General features: G+C 59.6%; 20 protein-coding genes. 7 read left to right on the forward strand and 13 right to left on the reverse strand.

Annotated features, from left to right (window positions below; all coding sequences use genetic code 11):
- Positions 1 to 119 precede the first annotated feature (119 nt).
- From AADX97_RS02680 to AADX97_RS02730, 11 genes are all read right to left on the reverse strand, one after another.
- A complete protein-coding gene (locus AADX97_RS02680) occupies positions 120 to 518 on the reverse strand; it encodes a hypothetical protein (protein ID WP_374231447.1) in 399 nt (132 codons plus the stop codon).
- 411 nt (positions 519 to 929) lie between these two features.
- The gene (locus tag AADX97_RS02685) at positions 930 to 1,925 is read right to left on the reverse strand and encodes an ImmA/IrrE family metallo-endopeptidase (RefSeq protein WP_374231448.1); all 996 of its coding nucleotides are present in this window, start codon (positions 1,923 to 1,925) and stop codon (positions 930 to 932) included.
- A complete protein-coding gene (locus AADX97_RS02690; RefSeq protein WP_374231449.1) occupies positions 1,895 to 2,209 on the reverse strand; it encodes a hypothetical protein in 315 nt (104 codons plus the stop codon). The genes AADX97_RS02685 and AADX97_RS02690 overlap by 31 nt, the downstream gene beginning before the upstream one ends.
- Entirely contained in the window at positions 2,202 to 2,435 is a 234-nt protein-coding gene (locus tag AADX97_RS02695) for a colicin E3/pyocin S6 family cytotoxin (protein WP_374231450.1), read from the reverse strand. Before AADX97_RS02695 ends, AADX97_RS02690 begins: the two co-directional genes overlap by 8 nt.
- A gap of 137 nt (positions 2,436 to 2,572) precedes the next feature.
- Positions 2,573 to 2,998 (reverse strand): DUF1810 domain-containing protein, encoded by a 426-nt coding sequence (locus AADX97_RS02700; protein ID WP_374231451.1) that lies wholly within the window; start codon positions 2,996 to 2,998, stop codon positions 2,573 to 2,575.
- 31 nt (positions 2,999 to 3,029) lie between these two features.
- Complete coding sequence (locus tag AADX97_RS02705) at positions 3,030 to 3,512, reverse strand: hypothetical protein (RefSeq protein WP_374231452.1); 483 nt, start codon at positions 3,510 to 3,512, stop codon at positions 3,030 to 3,032.
- Positions 3,513 to 3,612: 100 nt separating this feature from the next.
- Positions 3,613 to 4,410 carry an FRG domain-containing protein gene (locus AADX97_RS02710; RefSeq protein ID WP_374231453.1) on the reverse strand — a complete coding sequence of 266 codons (798 nt, stop codon included), beginning with the start codon at positions 4,408 to 4,410 and terminating at the stop codon, positions 3,613 to 3,615.
- The gene (locus AADX97_RS02715; RefSeq protein ID WP_374231454.1) at positions 4,388 to 5,236 is read right to left on the reverse strand and encodes a hypothetical protein; all 849 of its coding nucleotides are present in this window, start codon (positions 5,234 to 5,236) and stop codon (positions 4,388 to 4,390) included. The genes AADX97_RS02710 and AADX97_RS02715 overlap by 23 nt, the downstream gene beginning before the upstream one ends.
- A 22-nt stretch (positions 5,237 to 5,258) precedes the next feature.
- Positions 5,259 to 5,465 (reverse strand): hypothetical protein, encoded by a 207-nt coding sequence (locus tag AADX97_RS02720; protein ID WP_374231455.1) that lies wholly within the window; start codon positions 5,463 to 5,465, stop codon positions 5,259 to 5,261.
- Entirely contained in the window at positions 5,452 to 5,919 is a 468-nt protein-coding gene (locus AADX97_RS02725) for a hypothetical protein (RefSeq protein WP_374231456.1), read from the reverse strand. Before AADX97_RS02725 ends, AADX97_RS02720 begins: the two co-directional genes overlap by 14 nt.
- Before the next feature lie 99 nt (positions 5,920 to 6,018).
- Positions 6,019 to 6,276: a CPCC family cysteine-rich protein gene (locus AADX97_RS02730; protein ID WP_374231457.1), complete on the reverse strand. Its 258-nt coding sequence runs from the start codon at positions 6,274 to 6,276 to the stop codon at positions 6,019 to 6,021.
- 263 nt (positions 6,277 to 6,539) lie between these two features.
- On the opposite strand from AADX97_RS02730, the gene AADX97_RS02735 reads away from it, so the two are divergent.
- Complete coding sequence (locus AADX97_RS02735) at positions 6,540 to 7,874, forward strand: integron integrase (RefSeq protein WP_374231458.1); 1,335 nt, start codon at positions 6,540 to 6,542, stop codon at positions 7,872 to 7,874.
- Between the two features lie 176 nt (positions 7,875 to 8,050).
- Here the strand turns inward: AADX97_RS02735 and uvrA are convergent, their stop codons facing one another.
- Positions 8,051 to 10,876: an excinuclease ABC subunit UvrA gene (uvrA, locus tag AADX97_RS02740; protein ID WP_374231459.1), complete on the reverse strand. Its 2,826-nt coding sequence runs from the start codon at positions 10,874 to 10,876 to the stop codon at positions 8,051 to 8,053.
- Between the two features lie 721 nt (positions 10,877 to 11,597).
- On the opposite strand from uvrA, the gene AADX97_RS02745 reads away from it, so the two are divergent.
- The 6 genes from AADX97_RS02745 to rfbD all read left to right on the forward strand — a co-directional run bounded on the left by AADX97_RS02745 (position 11,598) and on the right by rfbD (position 17,214).
- Positions 11,598 to 12,980 carry an MFS transporter gene (locus AADX97_RS02745; RefSeq protein WP_374231460.1) on the forward strand — a complete coding sequence of 461 codons (1,383 nt, stop codon included), beginning with the start codon at positions 11,598 to 11,600 and terminating at the stop codon, positions 12,978 to 12,980.
- 78 nt (positions 12,981 to 13,058) lie between these two features.
- Positions 13,059 to 13,556 carry a single-stranded DNA-binding protein gene (gene ssb, locus AADX97_RS02750; protein WP_374231461.1) on the forward strand — a complete coding sequence of 166 codons (498 nt, stop codon included), beginning with the start codon at positions 13,059 to 13,061 and terminating at the stop codon, positions 13,554 to 13,556.
- A 234-nt stretch (positions 13,557 to 13,790) separates the two neighbouring features.
- Complete coding sequence (rfbB, locus tag AADX97_RS02755; protein ID WP_374231462.1) at positions 13,791 to 14,849, forward strand: dTDP-glucose 4,6-dehydratase; 1,059 nt, start codon at positions 13,791 to 13,793, stop codon at positions 14,847 to 14,849.
- Between the two features lie 12 nt (positions 14,850 to 14,861).
- Positions 14,862 to 15,743, forward strand: coding sequence for a glucose-1-phosphate thymidylyltransferase RfbA (gene rfbA / locus AADX97_RS02760; RefSeq protein WP_374231463.1), 882 nt, complete (start codon positions 14,862 to 14,864; stop codon positions 15,741 to 15,743).
- Entirely contained in the window at positions 15,740 to 16,306 is a 567-nt protein-coding gene (gene rfbC / locus AADX97_RS02765; protein WP_374231465.1) for a dTDP-4-dehydrorhamnose 3,5-epimerase, read from the forward strand. Before rfbA ends, rfbC begins: the two co-directional genes overlap by 4 nt.
- A complete protein-coding gene (rfbD, locus tag AADX97_RS02770; protein WP_374231466.1) occupies positions 16,303 to 17,214 on the forward strand; it encodes a dTDP-4-dehydrorhamnose reductase in 912 nt (303 codons plus the stop codon). The genes rfbC and rfbD overlap by 4 nt, the downstream gene beginning before the upstream one ends.
- A gap of 322 nt (positions 17,215 to 17,536) precedes the next feature.
- Here the strand turns inward: rfbD and lon are convergent, their stop codons facing one another.
- Positions 17,537 to 19,945 carry an endopeptidase La gene (gene lon / locus AADX97_RS02775; RefSeq protein ID WP_374231468.1) on the reverse strand — a complete coding sequence of 803 codons (2,409 nt, stop codon included), beginning with the start codon at positions 19,943 to 19,945 and terminating at the stop codon, positions 17,537 to 17,539.
- Between the last annotated feature and the right edge of the window lie 18 nt (positions 19,946 to 19,963).

Here is a 19,963-nt window from a genome sequence, read left to right on the forward strand (position 1 = left end):
ACGCCCCCTCCGCCTCGAAAAGCTATTTTCTATCCCCCCAACGCCGCCACACTACCGGGCTCGTCCAACAAACGGTTCAGATCGTCGCTCGCTGCGCTCGGACGATCTAACCTTATTCGTTAGGTGGCGTCATGTATTTCACTTTCACACTCTATAAGATAACCGATAACTTTTTCCCGTTTCTCTGACGCCAACAATTCACTGATACAACCTCTCAGCTCTGAGCATGAAATATTAATATTTAACAGAACGGTTGCGGCCGCATCGGCGAATTCCTCATCTCCGCGCTGCCAGTTTGACTCAATCCAACTAAGAATACGGCTCGATACGCCCATGTCTAGCTTTTTGTCTAATCGATGTGGCAGCGCAGATATTGCACCGACCATTAAATCGATCACCCGATTTAAATCCAACACCCTATCGTCTTCCGCCGCTTGTACTATCTTTTCCAATAGGTCGGATACTTCGTCGAATTCCATCACCGTTGGATATTCGTCGAGATTGGGGAGTTTAGTCATGCGAGTTTAGCCAACTAACGCCATGCTCAGGCGAGCCGGTTGAGCGAGAGCGAAGCCGGCTTCGGCTGGAGCACATCGTTTGGCGATTGAGTCAATTCGATTCAATTATTGTAACTTAATCATATTAAATTGACCCTTCCGCTCGAAATTTTGGAGAACATCAAACGTAGGCGCTTTTTGATCACCAGCCAACGTCACCCATAAGCCGGGCCATAATGCACCATCCATCACGCAACGGTATTGCTCTGAGGTCGGTGCGCAGTATGGCCTCGGCTAGATGGGCGTGTTAGGCGATTTTGATCCCAAGGGTGGAAAATAAAATAAATCCGTCCCCTTTTCCTCTCCTACCTTGCGGACTTGCGCTGAGCTGCGCGCGCGGTATTGGGTCGGCGCCGAGCCAATTGTTAGCGATCATTTGCCAACAAGCTCCTGCGCCTTTTTCACCAAAAACGAATGAAAATCCTTGTGCTCAACGAATTGTTCATAGCCGCCCCTGTCTTTGAACCGCTGAATACCCGCAGAAACTACCGCATCAACGGTATGTCTGCCGCTTCGCTTACATGCGCCATTTGCATACGCCACGACTCCGTTAACAGACGCTTTAAATTTTTCAACATTTGAGGATGGAACGCCGATATCCTCAACGATCGAACTGAGAATTTCGCGCCAGGTCCGCCCGTCGTCTATGTCGAAATGCATCTCCCCAGGAAGCACCCACCAATGGATATGCCCACCATTGAGGCTTGCCGTGAAATGTGACTCAGCATAATCGAATGGGTCAGGCGGAAAATCATTACCCCAACTCAATGAATTCGCAATTGTTCCTTCGGTTCTTCCCGAAAACTCGGTGACACCGTCCCGCTCATAAGCGTACACAACATTCTCTGGAGCAAAGCTTGCCAGCCTCTTGGCCGAGGCAACTGGAGAGACTTGACACTGCCTAGATAGCAAGCGGTTAGCCTCAGCCAAATCCCGGACCTTGGATAGCACGTCTTCAACATACTCTAGCGGCATAAGTAGCTCTGCTGCGAACACATTTGCTTCCGCTTCCACTTTCCAGTAGTGGCTTACTTCTTGAGCTTCTTCCGGATTCACATGATCGATGATTGTGCCAACATGCCACGGAATAATGACGTGGCCCAACTCATGCGCCACGGTGAAGCGCTGCCGGATCGGTGGCATGTTTTTGTTTACTATAACTCTCGTGGTCTTTCCAATTACTTTCAGATTCAACGAGATTCCATCTGCGCCCTCAAAAGGTATGTGCGCAAAAATCAGCTCAGCGTATCTCCTCACCAATGACTCAACGTCGATTGGGGGGCTTAGTTTGTATTTCGCAACCAAGCGGCGAGCAAAGTTCGCGGCGGCGTCCACAACTAATCCCACATTCCCTCTTTCTTGAGCCATCTCATTATTATTAATGCTTTATCGGGGCCATCCGATCTCGCCGCCAAGGGAAGCGCTTCGACCTCATCTAGAATCTCGGATACGTCTCGTCCAAAATAGTGGGCGTTGATGATATAGGGAAGCACGTCCGGATCTGCGACCCACAATGAATATTCTGACTTCGACATTCCGAGGTAGCGATGCAAGGAAAGTTTGCTATCGCCATCATGCCAAGAATCTACAAAGTCATCGACATCTTCTGGTAGCGCACGCCCCGCAAGGCACTGCTCAATAAAATTAGACATCGATCGCCCTCCCTTTAACTGCATCTTTTATCATCGCCCCATGAACCGGCTCAATTACTCCTAGGTGCTTGCCCCGCTTATTGAACACCTCGATCTCTCCGTGTAGATAGTCCCACGTATAGATGCGCTTCCCATCATGGGAGCGCCACCTTCTTTCTCCTGAGAAGGTACCTATGTATTCACAAGCATCCAGAAATGATGGCTTAGGTATTGGCACTGGCGCCATTGAGAATTCCTTATTCTATTGTACTCAGACCAAAGCCGGCCGCACTTTTCGCTAACGTTGTGCGCAGCCCGCCGCCAACTGGCCAGCCGCCCGCGTCAGCGGCGGCTGGCCAGTTGGCGGTCGGGCTTGCGCGCTGGTTAGTTTTCTTTCTCTCCAAGCTGCGAAAGCGTTCGATGATCCATTTGACCGTGGCAATACTTCTGCAGGGCGAAGTGAAATACTGATTGTTCTGTACTAGCGCGGGCGAAGAGCGTCATACAAGAACAAAATTTGAGATTGTCCGGATCCGCGAAAATCTCGTACAAGGACTTGCCATCAATGGCATTGACAGCTTCTGTGCACGCCATCAGCCTCGGGCCGAGGACTGGGTGGGACAGATAGGCCCGCGCTTCTTCCAAGTCCTCAATGGCGTAGTGTTGACTTTTCAAACTGAAGCCAAGGCCGCGAATCTGAGGGAAGATATACCACATCCAATGGCCTACCTTGAGTCCCTGCTTAAGCTCTGTGAGCGCGGAATCGTACGACATCTCCTGAGCCTGCAAAAACCTATCTAATCGGCTCATCTTTGTCCTCCGGTCTGAGACATCACTGGCATTAGGGACATGACTTCTTTGACTCGTCGTAGAGCCATTTGAAGTTGCTCCAATACTTGTTATGTCCGCCGGGTCGATCTCGGTGTGATTCAATCCATGGCTCAAGAACGTCATAGCAGTGGATGATGCTGGGTCCCCAGTTGGAAGCGATCACGTCAACGGGTGCGAGGCCAGACTTGATAAGGGCACCGGCGACGTCGTAGTTCGCGGTTACCCTAGACGCGTGGTCCTTTTCTTCGTCAGTCCAGTGTTCCATGGGCTTCTTGGAGAGAACGGAGCGGACCGTGTGCCGTGCCTCCCGAATCTCGGGACTTTGGAGAAAGCCCACGAGTGACAGGCTGCTTTCCGCTCTAGCAGTTTCCTGCATGGATGCAAGCTGCTTCGCCATTATTCGCATCTGGAGAAAGTACACAACTAGCGCACCCAAGGTGAAGACAGCTACGAACCCTTGAACCAGAAGTGTCGCACATTCGTAGTTGGTCACAGGCGCTCCTTGAGAAAACTAACGTCAACCACAGCCCGCGCCAAACTGCGGCCTGAGCGAGAGCGAAGGCCGCAGTTTGGCGTCGGAGCTGGTGGACTCGTTAGACCGAGTAGACCTGCATACTCATCCGTATGGACCGAGCAAGCCCATCTAAGTCGCCATACAGACTCTTGCTGGTGATGTTCATTTTTCGCAATAGGGCAAAGATGCCTTCGTATAACGCGCTTGGCATGCGGTATTTCGTCATTTCCACTTCACCATAAATGGCGCTCGCCAAAACAGCCTCAATTCGCAACTCCCTGTTGCCCGAAAGGAGGAAAGACCCCGCCTGTCGATCAAGTCTTGCATTTAATAACCGCGGTTCTGCCACCCACGCGATATCATAAGAAAAGCGGTCCACGATAGAATCAAATATTTCGTCTTGCTTCTGGTAAATCGTCCGCCTTGTTTCTTTGAACGCTGCGTCCTTAGTTGCTATATATTGTATTGATTTTTCCAGAATCGCTGCGTAATCGAAAGCATAAACCGCAAAATCCCAGTGAAGCTGCGGATTGTATGCTTCAAGCGCGAAGTACAACGCAACGTATGGGCTGGCCGTGAAATCCAGCAAGCGAGTGGGGACGCCATAGTGCTGCATTATTGACAGCCAAGCCAGCTTGGATGCTGGCTGTATGTTCTCGTGGTCGTACAAATGGAATTTCGATTGAAATTCCGCGAGAGAGAATTCCTCGAACTTGTTTGCATTAGCTCCTGTCCATGCGCGTCCTATAACGCGTTCAAGTGATGACTCAAGTTTCCAATCTGCGTTTGCGTGTCCCCGATAGACAAAATGGTTAGGGAGATTGTTGAGGCACTCTAACATCTCTGCCACGGACTCAACTGTCTTTTCTTTCATCATGCCTTACGCGCCGATACAAATTCGTTAGGTCTGTGAGTACCGTCTCAGGAACGTGCTCGTCTTCATCGTAGCGCCTCTTAACAGGGTCGCCCTTTAGGTTTATGGTTATAGCTTTCTGTGTGTTCGTTTTTGCTACCCGCGCCGACGCATCGTTTCCAGTTGCAGCCGTGCTCCTTGTGACCGCTTCCAAAACGTCTCGATTTAGGTCCTCGCCGTTGATCTGCGCTTTTCCTTTTTCTCCGTTTGCGGAGGCAAGATATACAGAAAGTGGCTTTTGAAAGTGCTCGTCTGCATCGAATGGGTTGGGTCCGCGAAATGTAGCGGTGAATCGATAGACTCGGTACGCGGAACGCAGTGTTCGTATGAAACCCTCTGGATCAGGGATTGGCGAGATTTCAACGAAGAATCCATTTTCGGCAACAACTGTAGTCTGAGCGAGAAGTTGCTCAATACGCCCTGCGATGCCCTTCGTGGACCCTGCTAAGCTTTGCTTCCTCGCAATACCGACGATTCCAATTTGAGCGTCGAAGACGCAGTGGGTGTAGGGGCTGGCCTCCTGCTCTTCTTCGACGAAGTTTCCGGTTCTTTCGTTGAACTTTTCTATTGTAGATTTGGTTGTGCGGCCTACAGCAAAATATCCGGCGTGATCATTAAAGTAGCGCAGATTGCCTATATGCCAGACGTTGTCTTTGCGCAATTCTGCCGAGGGGCGGCTTGCAAGGGCCTGCAGAAAAGCGTCCTTCGGCGCAATATCGGACTCGAAAAGGGTTGTTTGCTGGGACTTTACAAACCTAGCGCGAAACAGACTATATTCCAGTGAGGCCATTTCTTTTATTGTGGTCTAACGATTAGCGCACCCCGCCGTGGGCTTGCTGGCCGGAGCGGGAGCGAAGGCCAGCAAGCCCACGGTCGGAGGTGGCGCCGTTGTTGGGCTCTTCTTGGCTCTGGAAAAAAGCAACAATTTGGTCGGGATGCATGCCAGACAGTAGCTCTGCGTGTTTATCGCGGACGCTTCGGAAAAACTCGACGGAATGAAAATCGCTATTCTCTTTCATAAGAGATCACCTCGCGTGGAGAGTATATCGTTAGCGGCTTGTATCCCTGTTCCAAATTGACTGCATTGAATAAGCGAATCTTGTCCAACCTGACGATGTGTTTGAAGTTCCAACTCACAAGTACGTCGACTTCTGAGATTGTTGCCAGGGCTATATGGAGCATGTCTTCTAGGAACCTGTCGGAAAGAACTCCGTGTGCCTTGTATTGCGCCACAAGAGCCAACGCCTCATCATCGACACTAACGACTTCGGCTGGCCAGGACAACACTTCCGCGTATAATTCGCGAACAAAATCAGGTGCGGCAGCAATTTCCTTGGTGACTACGTTTGACACTACCGCTTTGTATCGGCCGGCACGAAAGTCCGTTACAAGCGCTTTGGACCACTCTTCGAACTCCACGTCGAAGTAGCCGCCTACAACGGATGTATCAACGTAGACGCGAAGTTTCTTCATGGGTTCCGGTGCTTAGCGTTCCGAGCCCAACGTGGAAGCTCAGCCGACGGCAAAAAGCGCAGCTTTTTGACGGTCGGCTGGAGCGGATTGTTGGGCAATTTACTGCTCATCGTGACGAGGCTTTCGTACATGAGGTAAATGTTTGCGTTGAGACGCTCCGAATTCGCGAAAATTTGCGCGCCCTTGAGTAAGACTGATTGAACCATTTGGCCCACCAAAAACTTCGTCGGCATCCTCGTCGTCCTGGCCGTCATCCTCCCAAAAACAAACATCGCAAATCTCATAAACACCGCGCTCCCCCAGTGTTTTGTATCCGCAGCAGGGACAGCGAAGCGGGAGTTCATCGATGCTTTTCATGAGTTGCCCAACAGTTGATTAGACAGAGTGTCGGTCAGGTGAGATAGGCAGATTCTGCCTATCTCAGTCGGGACAGATTCTGCCTAGCCGATGCCCGACCGACTCGCCGGGCATAGCGAAACGTGTATAATCCCCGTGCACGGCATTCCGCGCGGAGACGCTAACAGATGGGAGACGTTCAGACAACACGGACGACATCGGTCGATCGTTTTTGGGACCGTTTCATTGATCTCGCTCGGAAAAACGGTGTCAAGGATACCGCTATGCGCTGGTATGTCCGGCATGCGGAGCGCTACCTGAAGGCGCTGTCCGGTAAGCGCCTTGCGGAGCACACGGGCGCGGATGTGACTGGCTACCTGGAGTCGGTGGGGAGGATAGGCGGAATCGAGGATTGGCAGTTCCGGCAGATCGTTCACGCCGTGCAGATGTTGCTGTCGACGGCCCACGCCAACGTCGTTGGCGAGGTCGACTGGGCCTACTGGCGCGATTCCGCCCGAACCTTGGCACCGGACCATCCGACCATCGCTCGGGAAAGGCCGGCGCGGGCTGGCGCATCAGCGGACCAAGAGCCTGTCTCGGGGGCCCGATTCAAGGAGAAGCGAAACCCGCCGTCCGCTTTGGACGAGGTTCGTCGGTCGCACCCTCGGCTGATGGAACGGCTGGCGGCGGAGATCCGCAGGCGCAAGTACTCGATCCGCACCGAACAGACCTACGAGTCTTGGGTGTGTCGCTTCATCCTGTTCTGTGGAGGGCGCGATCCGTCGGAGGTGGGCGCGGATCGCATTGTCGCATTTCTCGAGGACCTTGCCGTTCGCGGCCAGGTCTCGGCGAGCACCCAGAATCAGGCGTTGAATGCCTTGGTCTTTCTGTACAAGCAGGTGCTCGGTCAAGCCCTGAACGAGCTGGGAGACTTCACGCGGGCCAAGCGGCCGCGACGGCTCCCGGTGGTGCTGACGCGTGGGGAGGTCGCCCGCCTATTGGAGCAGCTCGATGGCATGCCGCATCTGATGGCCGCCTTGCTCTACGGCACCGGCATGCGGCTGATGGAGTGTGTTCGGCTCCGGGTTCAGGATGTGGATTTCCAGTATCACCAGATTGTCGTCCGGGACGGAAAGGGCCAGAAGGACCGTGTGGTTCCCTTGCCGAAGCGGTTGGAGCAACCGTTGACGGAACACCTGGAGAAGGCACAGGCGCTGCACCGGCAAGACTTGGAGCAGGGCTATGGCGAGGTCTTTCTGCCGGATGCTTTGGCGCGCAAGTGGCCGAAGGCCCCGCGCGAATGGATCTGGCAGTATGTATTCCCGAGCGGCAGGCTGTCGGTCGATCCCCGCAGCGGCAAGACACGCCGCCATCATCTGCACGAGAACGGGCTGCAGAAGGCCGTGAAGCGGGCCGCTCAGCTCGCTGGAATACCGAAGAAGGTCAACTGCCATTCACTGAGGCACTCCTTCGCGACGCATTTGCTGGAGAGCGGCTACGACATCCGCACCGTTCAGGAGCTGCTCGGTCACGCGGATGTGTCGACGACCATGATCTACACGCATGTGCTCAACAGGGGCGGGCAGGGCGTGCTGAGTCCGCTGGACGGCTTGCTGTAGCGATCGAGAAACCGTGCGATTTCGAGCGCAACTCGACGACCAAATCCGGTGCAAGGGGTGCAAGACCTTCCTTAGTAAAGGTTCAGAAACAACTTAGCCATTCTGGTTCATTCCCCCCTCTCCCCAACCCCTTTCCCGCGAGGGGAGAGACCCATGGTCGGGTGATGATCCGGCCCTCACCACCCACGCTCCAACAACGGCGCCAAAAACAGCCCGGTATGCGACCGCTCGTTCGCCGCAATCTGCTCGGGTGTCCCGACCGCGATGATCTCGCCCCCCCGGTGCCCGCCCTCCGGCCCCAGGTCGATGATCCAGTCCGCGGTCTTGATGACATCGAGGTTGTGCTCGATCACGACCACGGTGTTGCCCTGGTCGCGGAAGCGGTGCAACACATCGAGCAGATGCTGGACGTCGTGAAAGTGCAAGCCGGTGGTGGGCTCGTCCAGGATATAGAGCGTCCGGCCGGTGTCGCGCTTGCTCAGCTCGCGGCTGAGCTTGACGCGCTGGGCCTCGCCGCCGGAGAGCGTGGTGGCGCTCTGGCCGAGTCGCACGTAGGCGAGGCCGACGTCCATGAGGGTCTGCAGCTTGCGTTTGATGAGCTGCACGGGCGAGAAGAACTCAAGCGCGTCTTCGATGGTGAGGTTCAGGACCTCGTCGATGGTCTTGCCCTTGTAGCGGATTTCCAGCGTCTCGCGGTTGTAGCGCCGGCCCTTGCAGGTGTCGCACTGGACATAGATGTCCGGCAGGAAATGCATCTCGACCCGAATCAGTCCGTCCCCTTTGCAGGCTTCGCAGCGTCCGCCCTTGACGTTGAAGCTGAAGCGGCCGGGTCCGTAGCCGCGAGAGCGGGCCTCGGGGACGGCGGCGAAGAGGTCGCGAACCAGGTTGAAGAGCCCGGTGTAGGTGGCCGGGTTGGAGCGCGGGGTTCGACCGATGGGGCTCTGATCGATGTTGACGACCTTGTCGAAGTAGTCGAGCCCTTCGATGGCCGTGTGGGGCGCCGGCTGGAGGCTGGAGCCGTTGAGGTGGCGGGCGGCGAGTGGGAAGAGTGTGTCGTTGATCAGGGTGGACTTGCCCGAACCCGAGACGCCCGTGATGCAGACGAAGCTGCCGACCGGGATCGCGGCGTCGACGGTGCGCAGGTTGTTGCCCCGCGCGCCAAGGATGCGCAACTGACGATCCGGGTCGTTGGCCGTGCGCTGCGTCGGGATGGCGATCCGCAGATCGCCGGACAGATAGCGCCCGGTCAGTGAGCCGGGTACCGCCGCGATCTCCTCGGCAGTGCCTTGGGCGACGATCTCGCCGCCATGCACGCCGGCGCCCGGTCCCAGGTCGACGACCAGATCGGCCGAGCGGATCGCCTCCTCATCGTGCTCGACCACGATGACCGTGTTGCCGATTTCGCGCAGGTGGGTCAGGGTCTTGAGCAGGCGGGCATTGTCGCGCTGATGCAGGCCGATCGAGGGCTCGTCCAGGATGTACATGACCCCGACCAGCCCGGCGCCGATCTGGCTGGCGAGGCGGATGCGCTGGGCCTCGCCGCCGGAGAGTGTCTCGGCGCTGCGGTCGAGCGTCAGATAGTCGAGACCCACGTCGACCAGGAAGCGCAGCCGGGTGGCGATCTCCTTGATGACCCGCGCCCCGATCTCGCCGCGCTTGCCGGGCAGCTCCAGCCCCTCAAAAAAGCGCAACGAGTCGCCCACGGGCTTGGCTGCGACCGCGGGCAGGTTGTGGCTCTCCAGAAAGACATGGCGGGCCGCTTCGTTCAGACGCGCGCCACCGCAGGCCGGACAGGGCTGGTGCGAGAGGTAACGCGCCAGCTCCTCGCGGACCGTGTTGGAGTCGGTCTCTTTGTAGCGCCGTTCCATGTTGCGGATGATGCCCTCGAAGGGGCGCACCTTGGCCGCGCCGCGCTCGTGTGGCAGCTTGAGCTTGATCTTCTCTTTGCCGGTGCCGAACAGGATCAGCTCCTGAATCGGGGCGTTGAGCTGGTTCCAAGGGGTCTCGACATCGAAGCCGTAATGCTCACCCAGCCCACGGATCACCTGAAAATAAAAGGCGTTGCGCCGGTCCCAGCCGCGCACCGCGCCGCCGGCCAGGCTCAGCTGCGGATGGAGCACGACCTTAGCGGGGTCGAAGAACTGCTCCATGCCGAGCCCGTCGCAGGTGGGGCAGGCGCCGACCGGGTTGTTGAAGGAGAAGATCCGGGGCTCCAGCTCCGGGATGCTGTAGCCGCAGACCGGGCAGGCGAAGGACGCCGAGAAGGTGATCATGGGCCGCTCGGGCTCGTCGATCGCGGCGACGCGGGCGATGCCGCCCGAGAGCTTGAGCGCGGTCTCGAAGGACTCGGCCAGACGCAGGGCGAGATCGGGACGCACCCGGAAGCGGTCGACGACCACCTCGATATCGTGCTTCTTCTTGATGTCCAGCTCGGGCGGGTCGTCGAGCTCGTAGAGATCACCGTCGATGCGTGCGCGCACGAAGCCTTGCGCATGCAGCTCGCCGATCAGCCGCTGGTACTCGCCCTTGCGCGCCGAGACCACAGGGGCAAGCAGCATCAGCCGATCGCCCTCCGGCAGCGCCATCACCTGATCGACCATCTGGCTGATGGTCTGTGCCTCCAGCGGCTCGTCATGCGCCGGACAGCGCGGCTGGCCGACGCGCGCGAAGAGCAGGCGCAGATAGTCGTAGATCTCGGTGATGGTCCCGACGGTCGAGCGCGGATTGTGCGAGGTCGTCTTCTGCTCGATCGAGATGGCCGGCGAGAGCCCCTCGATATGGTCCAGGTCCGGCTTCTCCATGACCGACAGAAATTGCCGGGCATAGGAGGAGAGCGACTCGACATAGCGGCGCTGACCCTCGGCATAGATGGTGTCGAAGGCGAGCGATGATTTGCCCGAGCCCGACAGCCCGGTAAAGACGATCAACTGCTGACGGGGGAGATCGAGATCAATGCTCTTCAGATTGTGGGTTCGTGCGCCGCGGATGCGGATTGTGTCCATGGTGTTGGGAGACCTTCGGCGGTGGGCGGCCAGTTCACGATTATCCCGTAAACGTCGGCTGGGAGTCCGCCCGTTAACTCCGATTCAGCAAATGCAGACTTGCCGTCGACCTCAGTAACTTTGGCAGATTTCCGGTTTCCCCGGACCGCCGACTTCAGTCGGCGTTAGCGGCAAGCGCGCCGCGCTTGGTTGGGTCTGCTCCAGCTTAGGGAATCCTTGCCGACTGAAGTCGGCGTTGTCGGGCTTGATCGTTATCGCGGCCGGTGCGCGCGCACGGCCTTGGTCATCCCGTCATCTAGGCATCTTGGTTCCCCGACCGAACGCAAGACTGCGGCCCGGGTACGCCGACTTTAGTCGGCAACTGGGTACGCCGACTTTAGTCGGCACTTGGGGGGGACCGACCTGGGGGAGGCGGACTTCAGTCCGCCGCGCGGGCGCGCTCGGGCGACTGAAGTCCCTCGTACCCAGTTGCCGACTAAAGTCGGCGTACCCGGGCGGTCGCGGTCGTCAACCGGGTCACTGCCGATGTGGTCGGAGTGATGAATCAAGAACTCGTCATCGACAACGACAATCATGGCAAAGGTATTGTCTCGTCGAGTCGTTTACTGACCGGGCTGCGGGGGGATCTCTGTCGATGGCCTGTCAATCGCGATCGGGCACGATCGCCGACAAGCCCTTATACTCGCGTCTTCCGCCGAATCGACGTAGAAGGCCACCGGTTTTGACTCCCTCCCATCAACCCCTTGTCGCCTTCACCGGGCTGGAGAAGCGCGCCGCGGCCGGTCTGGCCGCGATCTTCTCCACGCGCATGTTGGGCCTCTTTATGGTCCTGCCGGTCTTCGCGCTCTATGCGCATGACCTGGACGGCGCGACCCCTTTGCTGGTCGGGCTGGCGATCGGCGCCTACGGCTTGACGCAGGCGCTGTTTCAGATCCCGCTGGGTCTGTTGTCGGATCGCATCGGGCGCAAGCCGGTCATCTACGGGGGGCTGGTGTTGTTCGCGATCGGCAGCGTCGTCGCGGCCCTTGCCGATCAGATCGAGCTGGTCATCCTGGGACGCGTGATCCAGGGCAGCGGCGCCATCGCGGCGGCGACCATTGCGCTCACCGCCGATCTGACACGCGATGCGGTGCGGACACGTGCGATGGCGGCCATCGGCATCAGCGTGGCCCTGTCGTTCGCGGCGGCATTGGTCGTCGGACCGCCGCTGGCGCGCTGGCTCGGTATCTCGGGCATCTTCTGGCTGACCGCGTTTCTGGCGATCGCCGGCATGCTGGTGCTGGCCTATATCGTGCCCGAGCCGGAGCGCTCCAGCGTCCACCGCGAGGCCCAGCCTGTCATGGATCAGTTCGCGGGCGTGCTGGGTAACCCCACCTTGCTGCGTCTGGATCTGGGCATCTTCCTGCTGCACCTCACCATGGTGAGTATGTTCGTGGTGCTGCCGCTGTCGATCGAGTCGGCCGGTTTGGCGCCCGTGGATCATTGGTTGCTCTATCTGCCGGTCGTCTTGCTCGCCATCGTGATCATGGTCCCCTTCATCATCATGGCGGAGCGCGGCGGCAAGGTGAAGGCCGTGCTGCTCGGTGCGGTCACGGCGATGTGTGCGTCCATGGTGGGCTTCTATGTCTTCAATCAGTCGATTTGGGTCGTCGGGGTCCTGCTGCTGGTGATGTTCACCGTTTTCAACCTGATGGAGGCCATCCTGCCGTCGCTCGTCTCGAAGGCCGCGCGTGCCGGCGCGCGGGGAACCGCGATGGGGGTCTTCTCAAGCTCGCAGTTCGTCGGTGCCTTCCTGGGCGGGCTGCTCGGCGGCTTGGCGCACCAGAGTTTCGGGGCGGATGCCGTCTATCTGGTCGGGGCCGCGACCTCGCTGGTGTGGATCGGCCTGGCGGCGACGATGGCGATGCCGGCGAATCTGACGGCGCATGTCCTTTCGCTCGGCGATCGGCCGGCCGACGAGGGCCTGGGTCTCGAGGCGCGTCTGCTGGCGATTCCGGGTGTGGAGGATGCCGTCGTCGCGCTCGACGAGGGTGTCGCTTATCTCAAGGTGGACAGTGGTCGACTGGATTGGGCAACATTGCAGACGTTTTCGGCCAGGGCCTGAGGCGGAACCCCGGGTTCGGCCGCGTCATTTTTTGCGAGACAACCATCGCCCGCGTGCGGCGCGGAGCGGGAGGACTGCATGGCAGGCGTCAACAAGGTGATTCTCATCGGCAACCTCGGGGCTGATCCGGAGGTGCGATATATGCCGAGCGGCGATGCGGTGGCGAGCGTCTCGATCGCCACCTCGGAGACCTGGAAGGACAAGAACACGGGCGAGAAGCAGGAGCGCACCGAATGGCACAAAGTTGTGTTTTTCGGGAAGATCGCGGAAATCGTCAAGCAGTATCTGCATAAGGGCTCGAAGATCTACGTCGAGGGGAAGCTGCGTACTCGCAAGTGGCAGGGGCAGGACGGACAGGATCGCTACACGACCGAGGTCGTGGTCGACGTGGGAGGGACCATGCAGATGCTCGACAGCCGTCCCGGCGGTGGTGTCGGATCATCGGTGCCCTTCGAGGACGCACCTGACTATCAGTCGCGCGGCGGCGGGCGGCCGCAGTCCTCGAGTCCGGCGCCGTCATCCGGAGGCAGCAGCAGCCAAGGCTCGGCGGATTTCGACGACGACATCCCCTTTTGAGCTGAACCGCGTCCGGCGCGACATGCGCTCTTGTCGAATGCGCTCGATCTCGCGTGAATCGATTAGCCTCGGGGCGGACGCGGCTCAGGAATGTAAAGGCGTCCTACGCGTCGATGGCAAGAGGGCTTCTCCGTTTCCGAGGCATACGCTATCGCAGGCACGATGAATGCTAGGTTTAGTTCCCCGGGGACGCGACCCTAAGCGCCCCTCCACTATCGTCAAGGAGTATCGCGTGTGCTGACCCTTCTCGTCACCGGCGGGGCCGGATTCATCGGCGGCAACTTTGTTCATCACATGATCGGGACAACCGATGCTCGGGTGGTCAACCTCGACCTCCTGACCTACGCCGGCAATCTGGACACCCTCGCCGAACTGAACGACAACCCGCGTCACGTCTTCGTGCAGGGCGATATCGCCGATCCTGCGCTGGTGGCCCGACTCCTTGCCGATTACGAGGTCGACGCGGTCGTAAACTTTGCGGCCGAGAGCCATGTCGACCGCTCGATCGACGGCCCGGCGCAGTTCGTCCAGACCAACGTGGTCGGCACCTTCAATCTGCTGGACTGCGCCCGTGCGCATTGGGCGAAGCGCAGCAGCGCGGCCAAGGACGCCTTTCGTTTCCTGCATGTCTCGACCGACGAGGTCTACGGCTCGCTCGGGCCGACGGGTCTCTTCACCGAGTCGACCCCGTATGCGCCAAACTCGCCCTATTCGGCTTCCAAGGCCGCATCGGACCATCTGGTGCGCGCCTGGTTTCACACCTACGGCCTGCCGGTACTGACGACCAACTGCTCGAACAACTACGGGCCTTACCAGTTCCCGGAGAAGTTGATTCCGCTCATGATCCTGAAGGCGCAGCGTGGCGAGTCCTTGCCCATCTACGGCGACGGCGGGAATGTGCGCGACTGGCTGTACGTCATCGATCATTGCCGGGCGATCCTGCGGGTGCTCGAGGCCGGAAGACCGGGCGAGGTCTACAACGTCGGCGGCAACAGCGAGAAGACCAATCTTGAGGTCGTCGATACCCTCTGTGCTCTGCTCGACGAGCGCCTGACCGATTCGCCCTATCGGCCGCACACGGGTCTCAAGAGCTTCGTCAAAGACCGTCCCGGACACGACCGACGCTATGCGATCGATGCCGGCAAGCTCAAGCGCGAGCTGGGTTGGGAGCCGACGGAGACCTTCGAGTCCGGCATGCGCCTGACGGTCGACTGGTATCTGGACCATCCGGACTGGTGTCGGCGGGTCACCGACGGGAGCTATCTCGGCGAACGTCTCGGCGCCGCCGGTTGAGGGATTTAAATTATGAATCGAAAAGGCATCATCCTGGCCGGGGGCTCCGGCACGCGTCTCTATCCGCTGACACGGGCGATCAGCAAGCAGTTGCTGCCGGTCTACGACAAGCCGATGATCTATTACCCGCTCTCGACCCTGATGTTGGCGGGGATTCGCGAGATTCTGATCATCTCCACGCCGCACGACCTGCCGATGTTCCGATCGCTGCTCGGGGACGGATCCCAATGGGGACTGCATCTCGAGTATGCCGAGCAGCCCCATCCGGGCGGGCTCGCCCAAGCCTTCCTGATCGGCAAGGACTTCGTCGGCACATCGCCCTCCTGTCTCGTTCTCGGCGACAACATCTTTTACGGCCACGGCCTGGTGGATCAGCTCAAGGCCGCCGGTGCGTGCGAGCGCGGCGCCACCGTCTTCGGCTACTACGTCTCGGACCCTGAGCGCTACGGCGTGGTCGAGTTCGATGCGAGCGGGCATGTCCTGAGCCTGGAAGAGAAACCCAGCAAGCCCAAGTCCAACTGGGCGGTGACCGGCATCTATTTCTACGACAATCAGGTCTGCGGACTTGCCGAGGGGCTGCGACCGTCGCCGCGCGGCGAGCTTGAGATCACGGACCTCAATATCCGCTATCTGGAGCAGGGTGAGCTGCATGTGAGCCGCATCGGCCGCGGGACCGCCTGGCTCGATACCGGCACGCACGAGTCGCTCATGCAGGCCGGGCAATTCATCGAAACGATCGAACGCCGCCAAGGTCTTCGAATCTGTTGTCCGGAGGAGGTGGCCTACTTCAACGGTTGGATCGACGACGATCAGCTTCGGGCGATGGGCGAGGAGCTGAAGAAGAGCGGCTACGGCGAGTATCTGTTGAGTTTGCTGCGGAGAGGCGACGTATGAATGTCATCGAGACAGCCATTCCAGGTGTCCTGATCCTCGAGCCGAAGGTGTTCGGCGACGAGCGGGGCTTCTTTATGGAGACCTACCGGACCAATCGCTATGCCGAGCTCGGCATCCCGGCGCCCTTCGTCCAAGACAATCTGTCCTCCTCACGCCGAGGTGTCCTGCGGGGGCTGCACGTTCAGCATCCGCATGCCCAGGGCAAGTTGGTCCAGGTGATGGATGGCGAGGTCTTCGACGTCGCGGTGGATATCCGTCGCGGCTCGCCGACCTTCGGGCGCTGGGTCGGCGCGACCCTGTCCGGAGAGAATCGTCGCCAGTTCTGGATTCCGCCGGGGTTCGCTCACGGCTTCTTGGTCACCGGCGACTCGGCCCTCTTCATCTACAAAAACACCGACTATTACAGCCCCGAGACCGAGCTCAGTCTACGTTGGGATGACCCCGAGATCGGCATCGACTGGCCGTTCGAGGGGACGCCCGAGCTGTCTGCAAAGGATGCTGCCGCGGCCTGTTTGAGCGAGATTCCACCCGAACGTCTTCCCGATTACGAGGCCAGCCTATGACGACCAAACGCACGACCGCCGAACGGCCCCGTATCCTCCTGATCGGCGCCAACGGACAAGTTGGCTGGGAGTTGCGGCGCACACTCGCGACACTCGGTGATGTGATACCGGCCTCCCTCGAAGGTGAATACGGCCCGACGATCGATCTTCTGGATACGGCATCCTTGGCGAGGCTTGTTCAGGACACTTCCCCGGACGCGGTCGTCAATGCCGCCGCCTACACGGCCGTGGACAAAGCCGAGACGGACCGCGACATTGCGCAGCGAATCAATGCGGATGCGGTCGGCGAGCTGGGCGCCATGCTGGCCGGGCGCGGGACGCCGATCATCCATTACTCGACCGACTTCGTGTTCTCCGGCAATCTGGATCGGCCCTACCGGGAAGACGACGCTCCGGGACCACTCAATGTCTACGGCGAGACCAAGCTCGCCGGCGAGCAGGCGTTGCTGAGCTCCGGCGCCCGTGCCCTGATCTTCCGCACCAGTTGGGTCTACGGCATCCGCGGCGCCAATTTCCTGCTGACCATGCTGCGCCTGCTCAAAGAGCGCGACGAGCTGCGGATCGTCGACGATCAGATCGGATCGCCGACCTGGAGCCGTATGTTGGCCTCGTCAACGGCCTTGGTTCTCTACCGGGTCTTGCGCGGCGAGCTGGATCTGGACCAGGTCGGCGGGCTGTATCATCTGACCGGTTCGGGTCAGGTCAGCTGGTTCGGGTTCGCAAGCGCGATCCTGGAAGACGCCGGCCTGGACGCGAACCTGATCCCGATTCCTTCGTCGGAGTACCCTGCGCCGGCGCGTCGCCCGCTCTACTCGGTCCTGGACAACAGCCTCTTTCGAGAGACCTTCGGGCTGTGGATGCCGGATTGGCGTTTGTCCTTGAAGCAGTGCTTGGACGAGAAGACTTAAACCGCGCCCAGCGCGGTATGCGATGTCTTTGGATGGGATCGGCCCCGGCAGACTTGACGGCTGTTGGAGTCGGCGCGGTTTAAGGCATTAAAGAATATTAAATTTTAAACCGCGTCTCACCGAGATCGAGGATATCTCCAAAGCCATAGGCAAAATGAAAATGACGCATGTCGCTCTGGACGCGGTTTAGGGTGATTTCCGCAAACTTCCATACCTGTAGGTTGTGCTGACGATAGGAAGCACAACTTGCGCCTACGGTTGGTTGTGCCTCGCACGGCTCGGCACAACCTACGCCCTTGGCATGAAGGTTTCGGGAATTCGCCTAGGTCCTCGACGCTGCCCCGAACAAGAGCGGCAGGACGTCGAGGTAGCGCGAGGCGAAATGGACCTTGAAGCCCTTGCTGACATGCTCGGGCACCTCTTCGAACTCGCCGCGGTTGTCCTCCGGGAGGATGATCTCGCGGATGCCGGCGCGGCGTGCCGCGATCAGCTTCTCGCGGATCCCGCCGACCGGGAAGACCTCGCCGGTCAAGGTGATCTCGCCGGTCATGGCGAGTCGCCGGATGGGTTGGTTGCGGGCGAGCGAGAGCAGGGCGGATGTGATGGTGATGCCGGCCGAGGGGCCGTCCTTCGGGGTGGCGCCGGCAGGGACGTGGACATGGATGAAGGCGTTCTCGAAGAAGGCCGGATCGGCGCCGAGCTCGGCGGCGTGGCCGACCAGGTAGCCGTAGGCGATCTCGGCGGATTCCTTCATGACGTCGCCGAGCTGGCCGGTGAGCTTGAACCCTCGCGTGAAGCTGTGGGTTCGGGCGGCCTCGATGGAGAGTGTAGCGCCGCCCATGGCGGTCCAAGCGAGACCGGTCACGACGCCCGGGCCGGAGAGCTTGCGCTCGTCGCGAAATACCGGGCTGCCGAGATAATCCTTTAGGTCGGCTTCGCCGACGCTGATCGGTGTCTCCTCGCCTTCGAGCATGCGTACGGCGACCTTGCGCACGATCTTGCCGAGCTGTTTTTCCAGGCGCCGCACGCCGGCATCGCGGGCATAGCGCTCGATCAGGGCGCGCAGTGCCTTGGTGTCCAATCTGACCGTACGTTTGGCGAGTCCGGCCCGGTCGATTTGACGGGGCAGCAGGTATTTCTTCGCGATCTGGAGCTTCTCCTCGGCGATATAGCCGGAGAGTTGAATGACCTCCATGCGGTCGAGCAGGGGGCCGGGGATGCTGTCGGTCTGGTTTGCCGTGCAGACGAAGAGCACCTTGGACAGATCAAAACGCAGATCCAGATAATGATCGAGAAAGTCGCTGTTCTGCTCCGGGTCCAGGACCTCGAGCAGGGCCGAAGCGGGGTCGCCGTGGTAGGAGGCGCCGACCTTGTCGATCTCGTCGAGCATGATGACCGGATTGGCCGTGCCGGCGTCCTTGATCGCCTGGAGAAACTTGCCGGGCATGGCGCCGATGTAGGTGCGACGGTGGCCCTTGATCTCGGCCTCGTCGCGGATGCCGCCGACCGAGAAGCGATAGAAGCGCCGCCCGAGCGCATCGGCGATGGAATGTCCGATTGAGGTCTTGCCGACACCGGGCGGGCCGACGAGCAGGATGATGGAGCCGGCGATCTCGCCCTTGTGGATGCCGACGGCCAGGAATTCGAGGATGCGTTTCTTCACATCCTCCAGGCCGTAATGGTCGCGATCCAAAACGCGGCGCGCCCGTTTGAGATCCAGTTTGTCGGCGGAGTGCTTGCCCCAGGGCAGGATCGTGATCCAGTCCAGGTAGTTGCGGGTCACGGCGTATTCCGGAGAGCCCGTCTCGAGCATGCGCAGCTTGTCCATCTCTTCTTCGATCCGCTTGCTCGCCTGCTCCGTCAGCGTGAGCTTTTCGAGCCGGGCGGTGAAGCGGTCGATCTCCGCGGTGCGGTCGTCCTTGGCGATGCCGAGCTCCTTCTGAATCGCCTTGAGCTGCTCGCGCAGAAAGAACTCACGCTGCTGCTTGTGCATCTTCTCCTCGACCGTGCGCCGAATCTTCTGCTGCGCGCGCGCGAGCTCGAGCTCGTTGTTGAGCAGAACCAGCACCTTCTCCATACGCGGCAACAGCGGAACGAGCTCCAGGACGTCCTGCAGCTGCTCCTTGGTCGAGGTGGTGAGGCTGGCCGCGAAATCGGAGAGATGCGATGGGTCGTCGGGACCGAAGCGGTCGAGGAACATCCGCAGCTCTTCGACATAGAGCGGGTTGAGCGGCAAAAGCTCCTTAATCGTGTTGATCACGGCCATGGCGTAGGCCTTGATTTCCTCGTTCGGCGGGCCGGCCGGCTCGGGTAGATAGGTCACCTGTGCGTCGAAGGGGACTTCGCGGCTGACCCAGGTGGCGATGCTGAACCGCTGCAGGCACTCCACGAGGACTTGGAGGTGGCCGTCTTGCTGATGGACGCGGTGGACCCTGCAGGCCGTGCCGACGGGATAGAAGTCGGTCGTCTGCGCCTCTTCGGAGGTCTCGCTGCGCACCAGCACGACGCCGAGGATCTTATGCTCGCTCTCCCCGACCACCTTGAGTGTCGAGGACCAGCTCTCCGCGTCCATCATCAGCGGAACGGCTTGGCCGGGAAAGAAGGGGCGGGATGCGACCGGCAGGATGGGGATGCGGGTCGGGAGGACATCGTTGGCCCGCGCGAGCGTGATTCCGGAACCCTCGTCGCCCCCGATTTCGCCCGAATCCTCGCCCAAATCCTCGACCGCCATTAGGTTGTCCTCGTTCGT

This window comes from Thiocapsa sp. C2-2m, from assembly GCF_041903745.1.
Taxonomy (GTDB): domain Bacteria; phylum Pseudomonadota; class Gammaproteobacteria; order Chromatiales; family Chromatiaceae; genus Thiocapsa; species Thiocapsa roseilacustris.

Coding starts and splice junctions, on each gene's coding strand:
- AADX97_RS02680 (WP_374231447.1), bottom strand. CDS start 518: ATGACTAAACTCCCCAATCTCGACGAATATCCAACGGTGATGGAATTC.
- AADX97_RS02685 (WP_374231448.1), bottom strand. CDS start 1,925: ATGGCTCAAGAAAGAGGGAATGTGGGATTAGTTGTGGACGCCGCCGCG.
- AADX97_RS02690 (WP_374231449.1), bottom strand. CDS start 2,209: ATGTCTAATTTTATTGAGCAGTGCCTTGCGGGGCGTGCGCTACCAGAA.
- AADX97_RS02695 (WP_374231450.1), bottom strand. CDS start 2,435: ATGGCGCCAGTGCCAATACCTAAGCCATCATTTCTGGATGCTTGTGAA.
- AADX97_RS02700 (WP_374231451.1), bottom strand. CDS start 2,998: ATGAGCCGATTAGATAGGTTTTTGCAGGCTCAGGAGATGTCGTACGAT.
- AADX97_RS02710 (WP_374231453.1), bottom strand. CDS start 4,410: ATGATGAAAGAAAAGACAGTTGAGTCCGTGGCAGAGATGTTAGAGTGC.
- AADX97_RS02715 (WP_374231454.1), bottom strand. CDS start 5,236: ATGGCCTCACTGGAATATAGTCTGTTTCGCGCTAGGTTTGTAAAGTCC.
- AADX97_RS02720 (WP_374231455.1), bottom strand. CDS start 5,465: ATGAAAGAGAATAGCGATTTTCATTCCGTCGAGTTTTTCCGAAGCGTC.
- AADX97_RS02725 (WP_374231456.1), bottom strand. CDS start 5,919: ATGAAGAAACTTCGCGTCTACGTTGATACATCCGTTGTAGGCGGCTAC.
- AADX97_RS02730 (WP_374231457.1), bottom strand. CDS start 6,276: ATGAAAAGCATCGATGAACTCCCGCTTCGCTGTCCCTGCTGCGGATAC.
- AADX97_RS02735 (WP_374231458.1), top strand. CDS start 6,540: ATGCGCTGGTATGTCCGGCATGCGGAGCGCTACCTGAAGGCGCTGTCC.
- uvrA (WP_374231459.1), bottom strand. CDS start 10,876: ATGGACACAATCCGCATCCGCGGCGCACGAACCCACAATCTGAAGAGC.
- ssb (WP_374231461.1), top strand. CDS start 13,059: ATGGCAGGCGTCAACAAGGTGATTCTCATCGGCAACCTCGGGGCTGAT.
- rfbA (WP_374231463.1), top strand. CDS start 14,862: ATGAATCGAAAAGGCATCATCCTGGCCGGGGGCTCCGGCACGCGTCTC.
- rfbC (WP_374231465.1), top strand. CDS start 15,740: ATGAATGTCATCGAGACAGCCATTCCAGGTGTCCTGATCCTCGAGCCG.
- rfbD (WP_374231466.1), top strand. CDS start 16,303: ATGACGACCAAACGCACGACCGCCGAACGGCCCCGTATCCTCCTGATC.
- lon (WP_374231468.1), bottom strand. CDS start 19,945: ATGGCGGTCGAGGATTTGGGCGAGGATTCGGGCGAAATCGGGGGCGAC.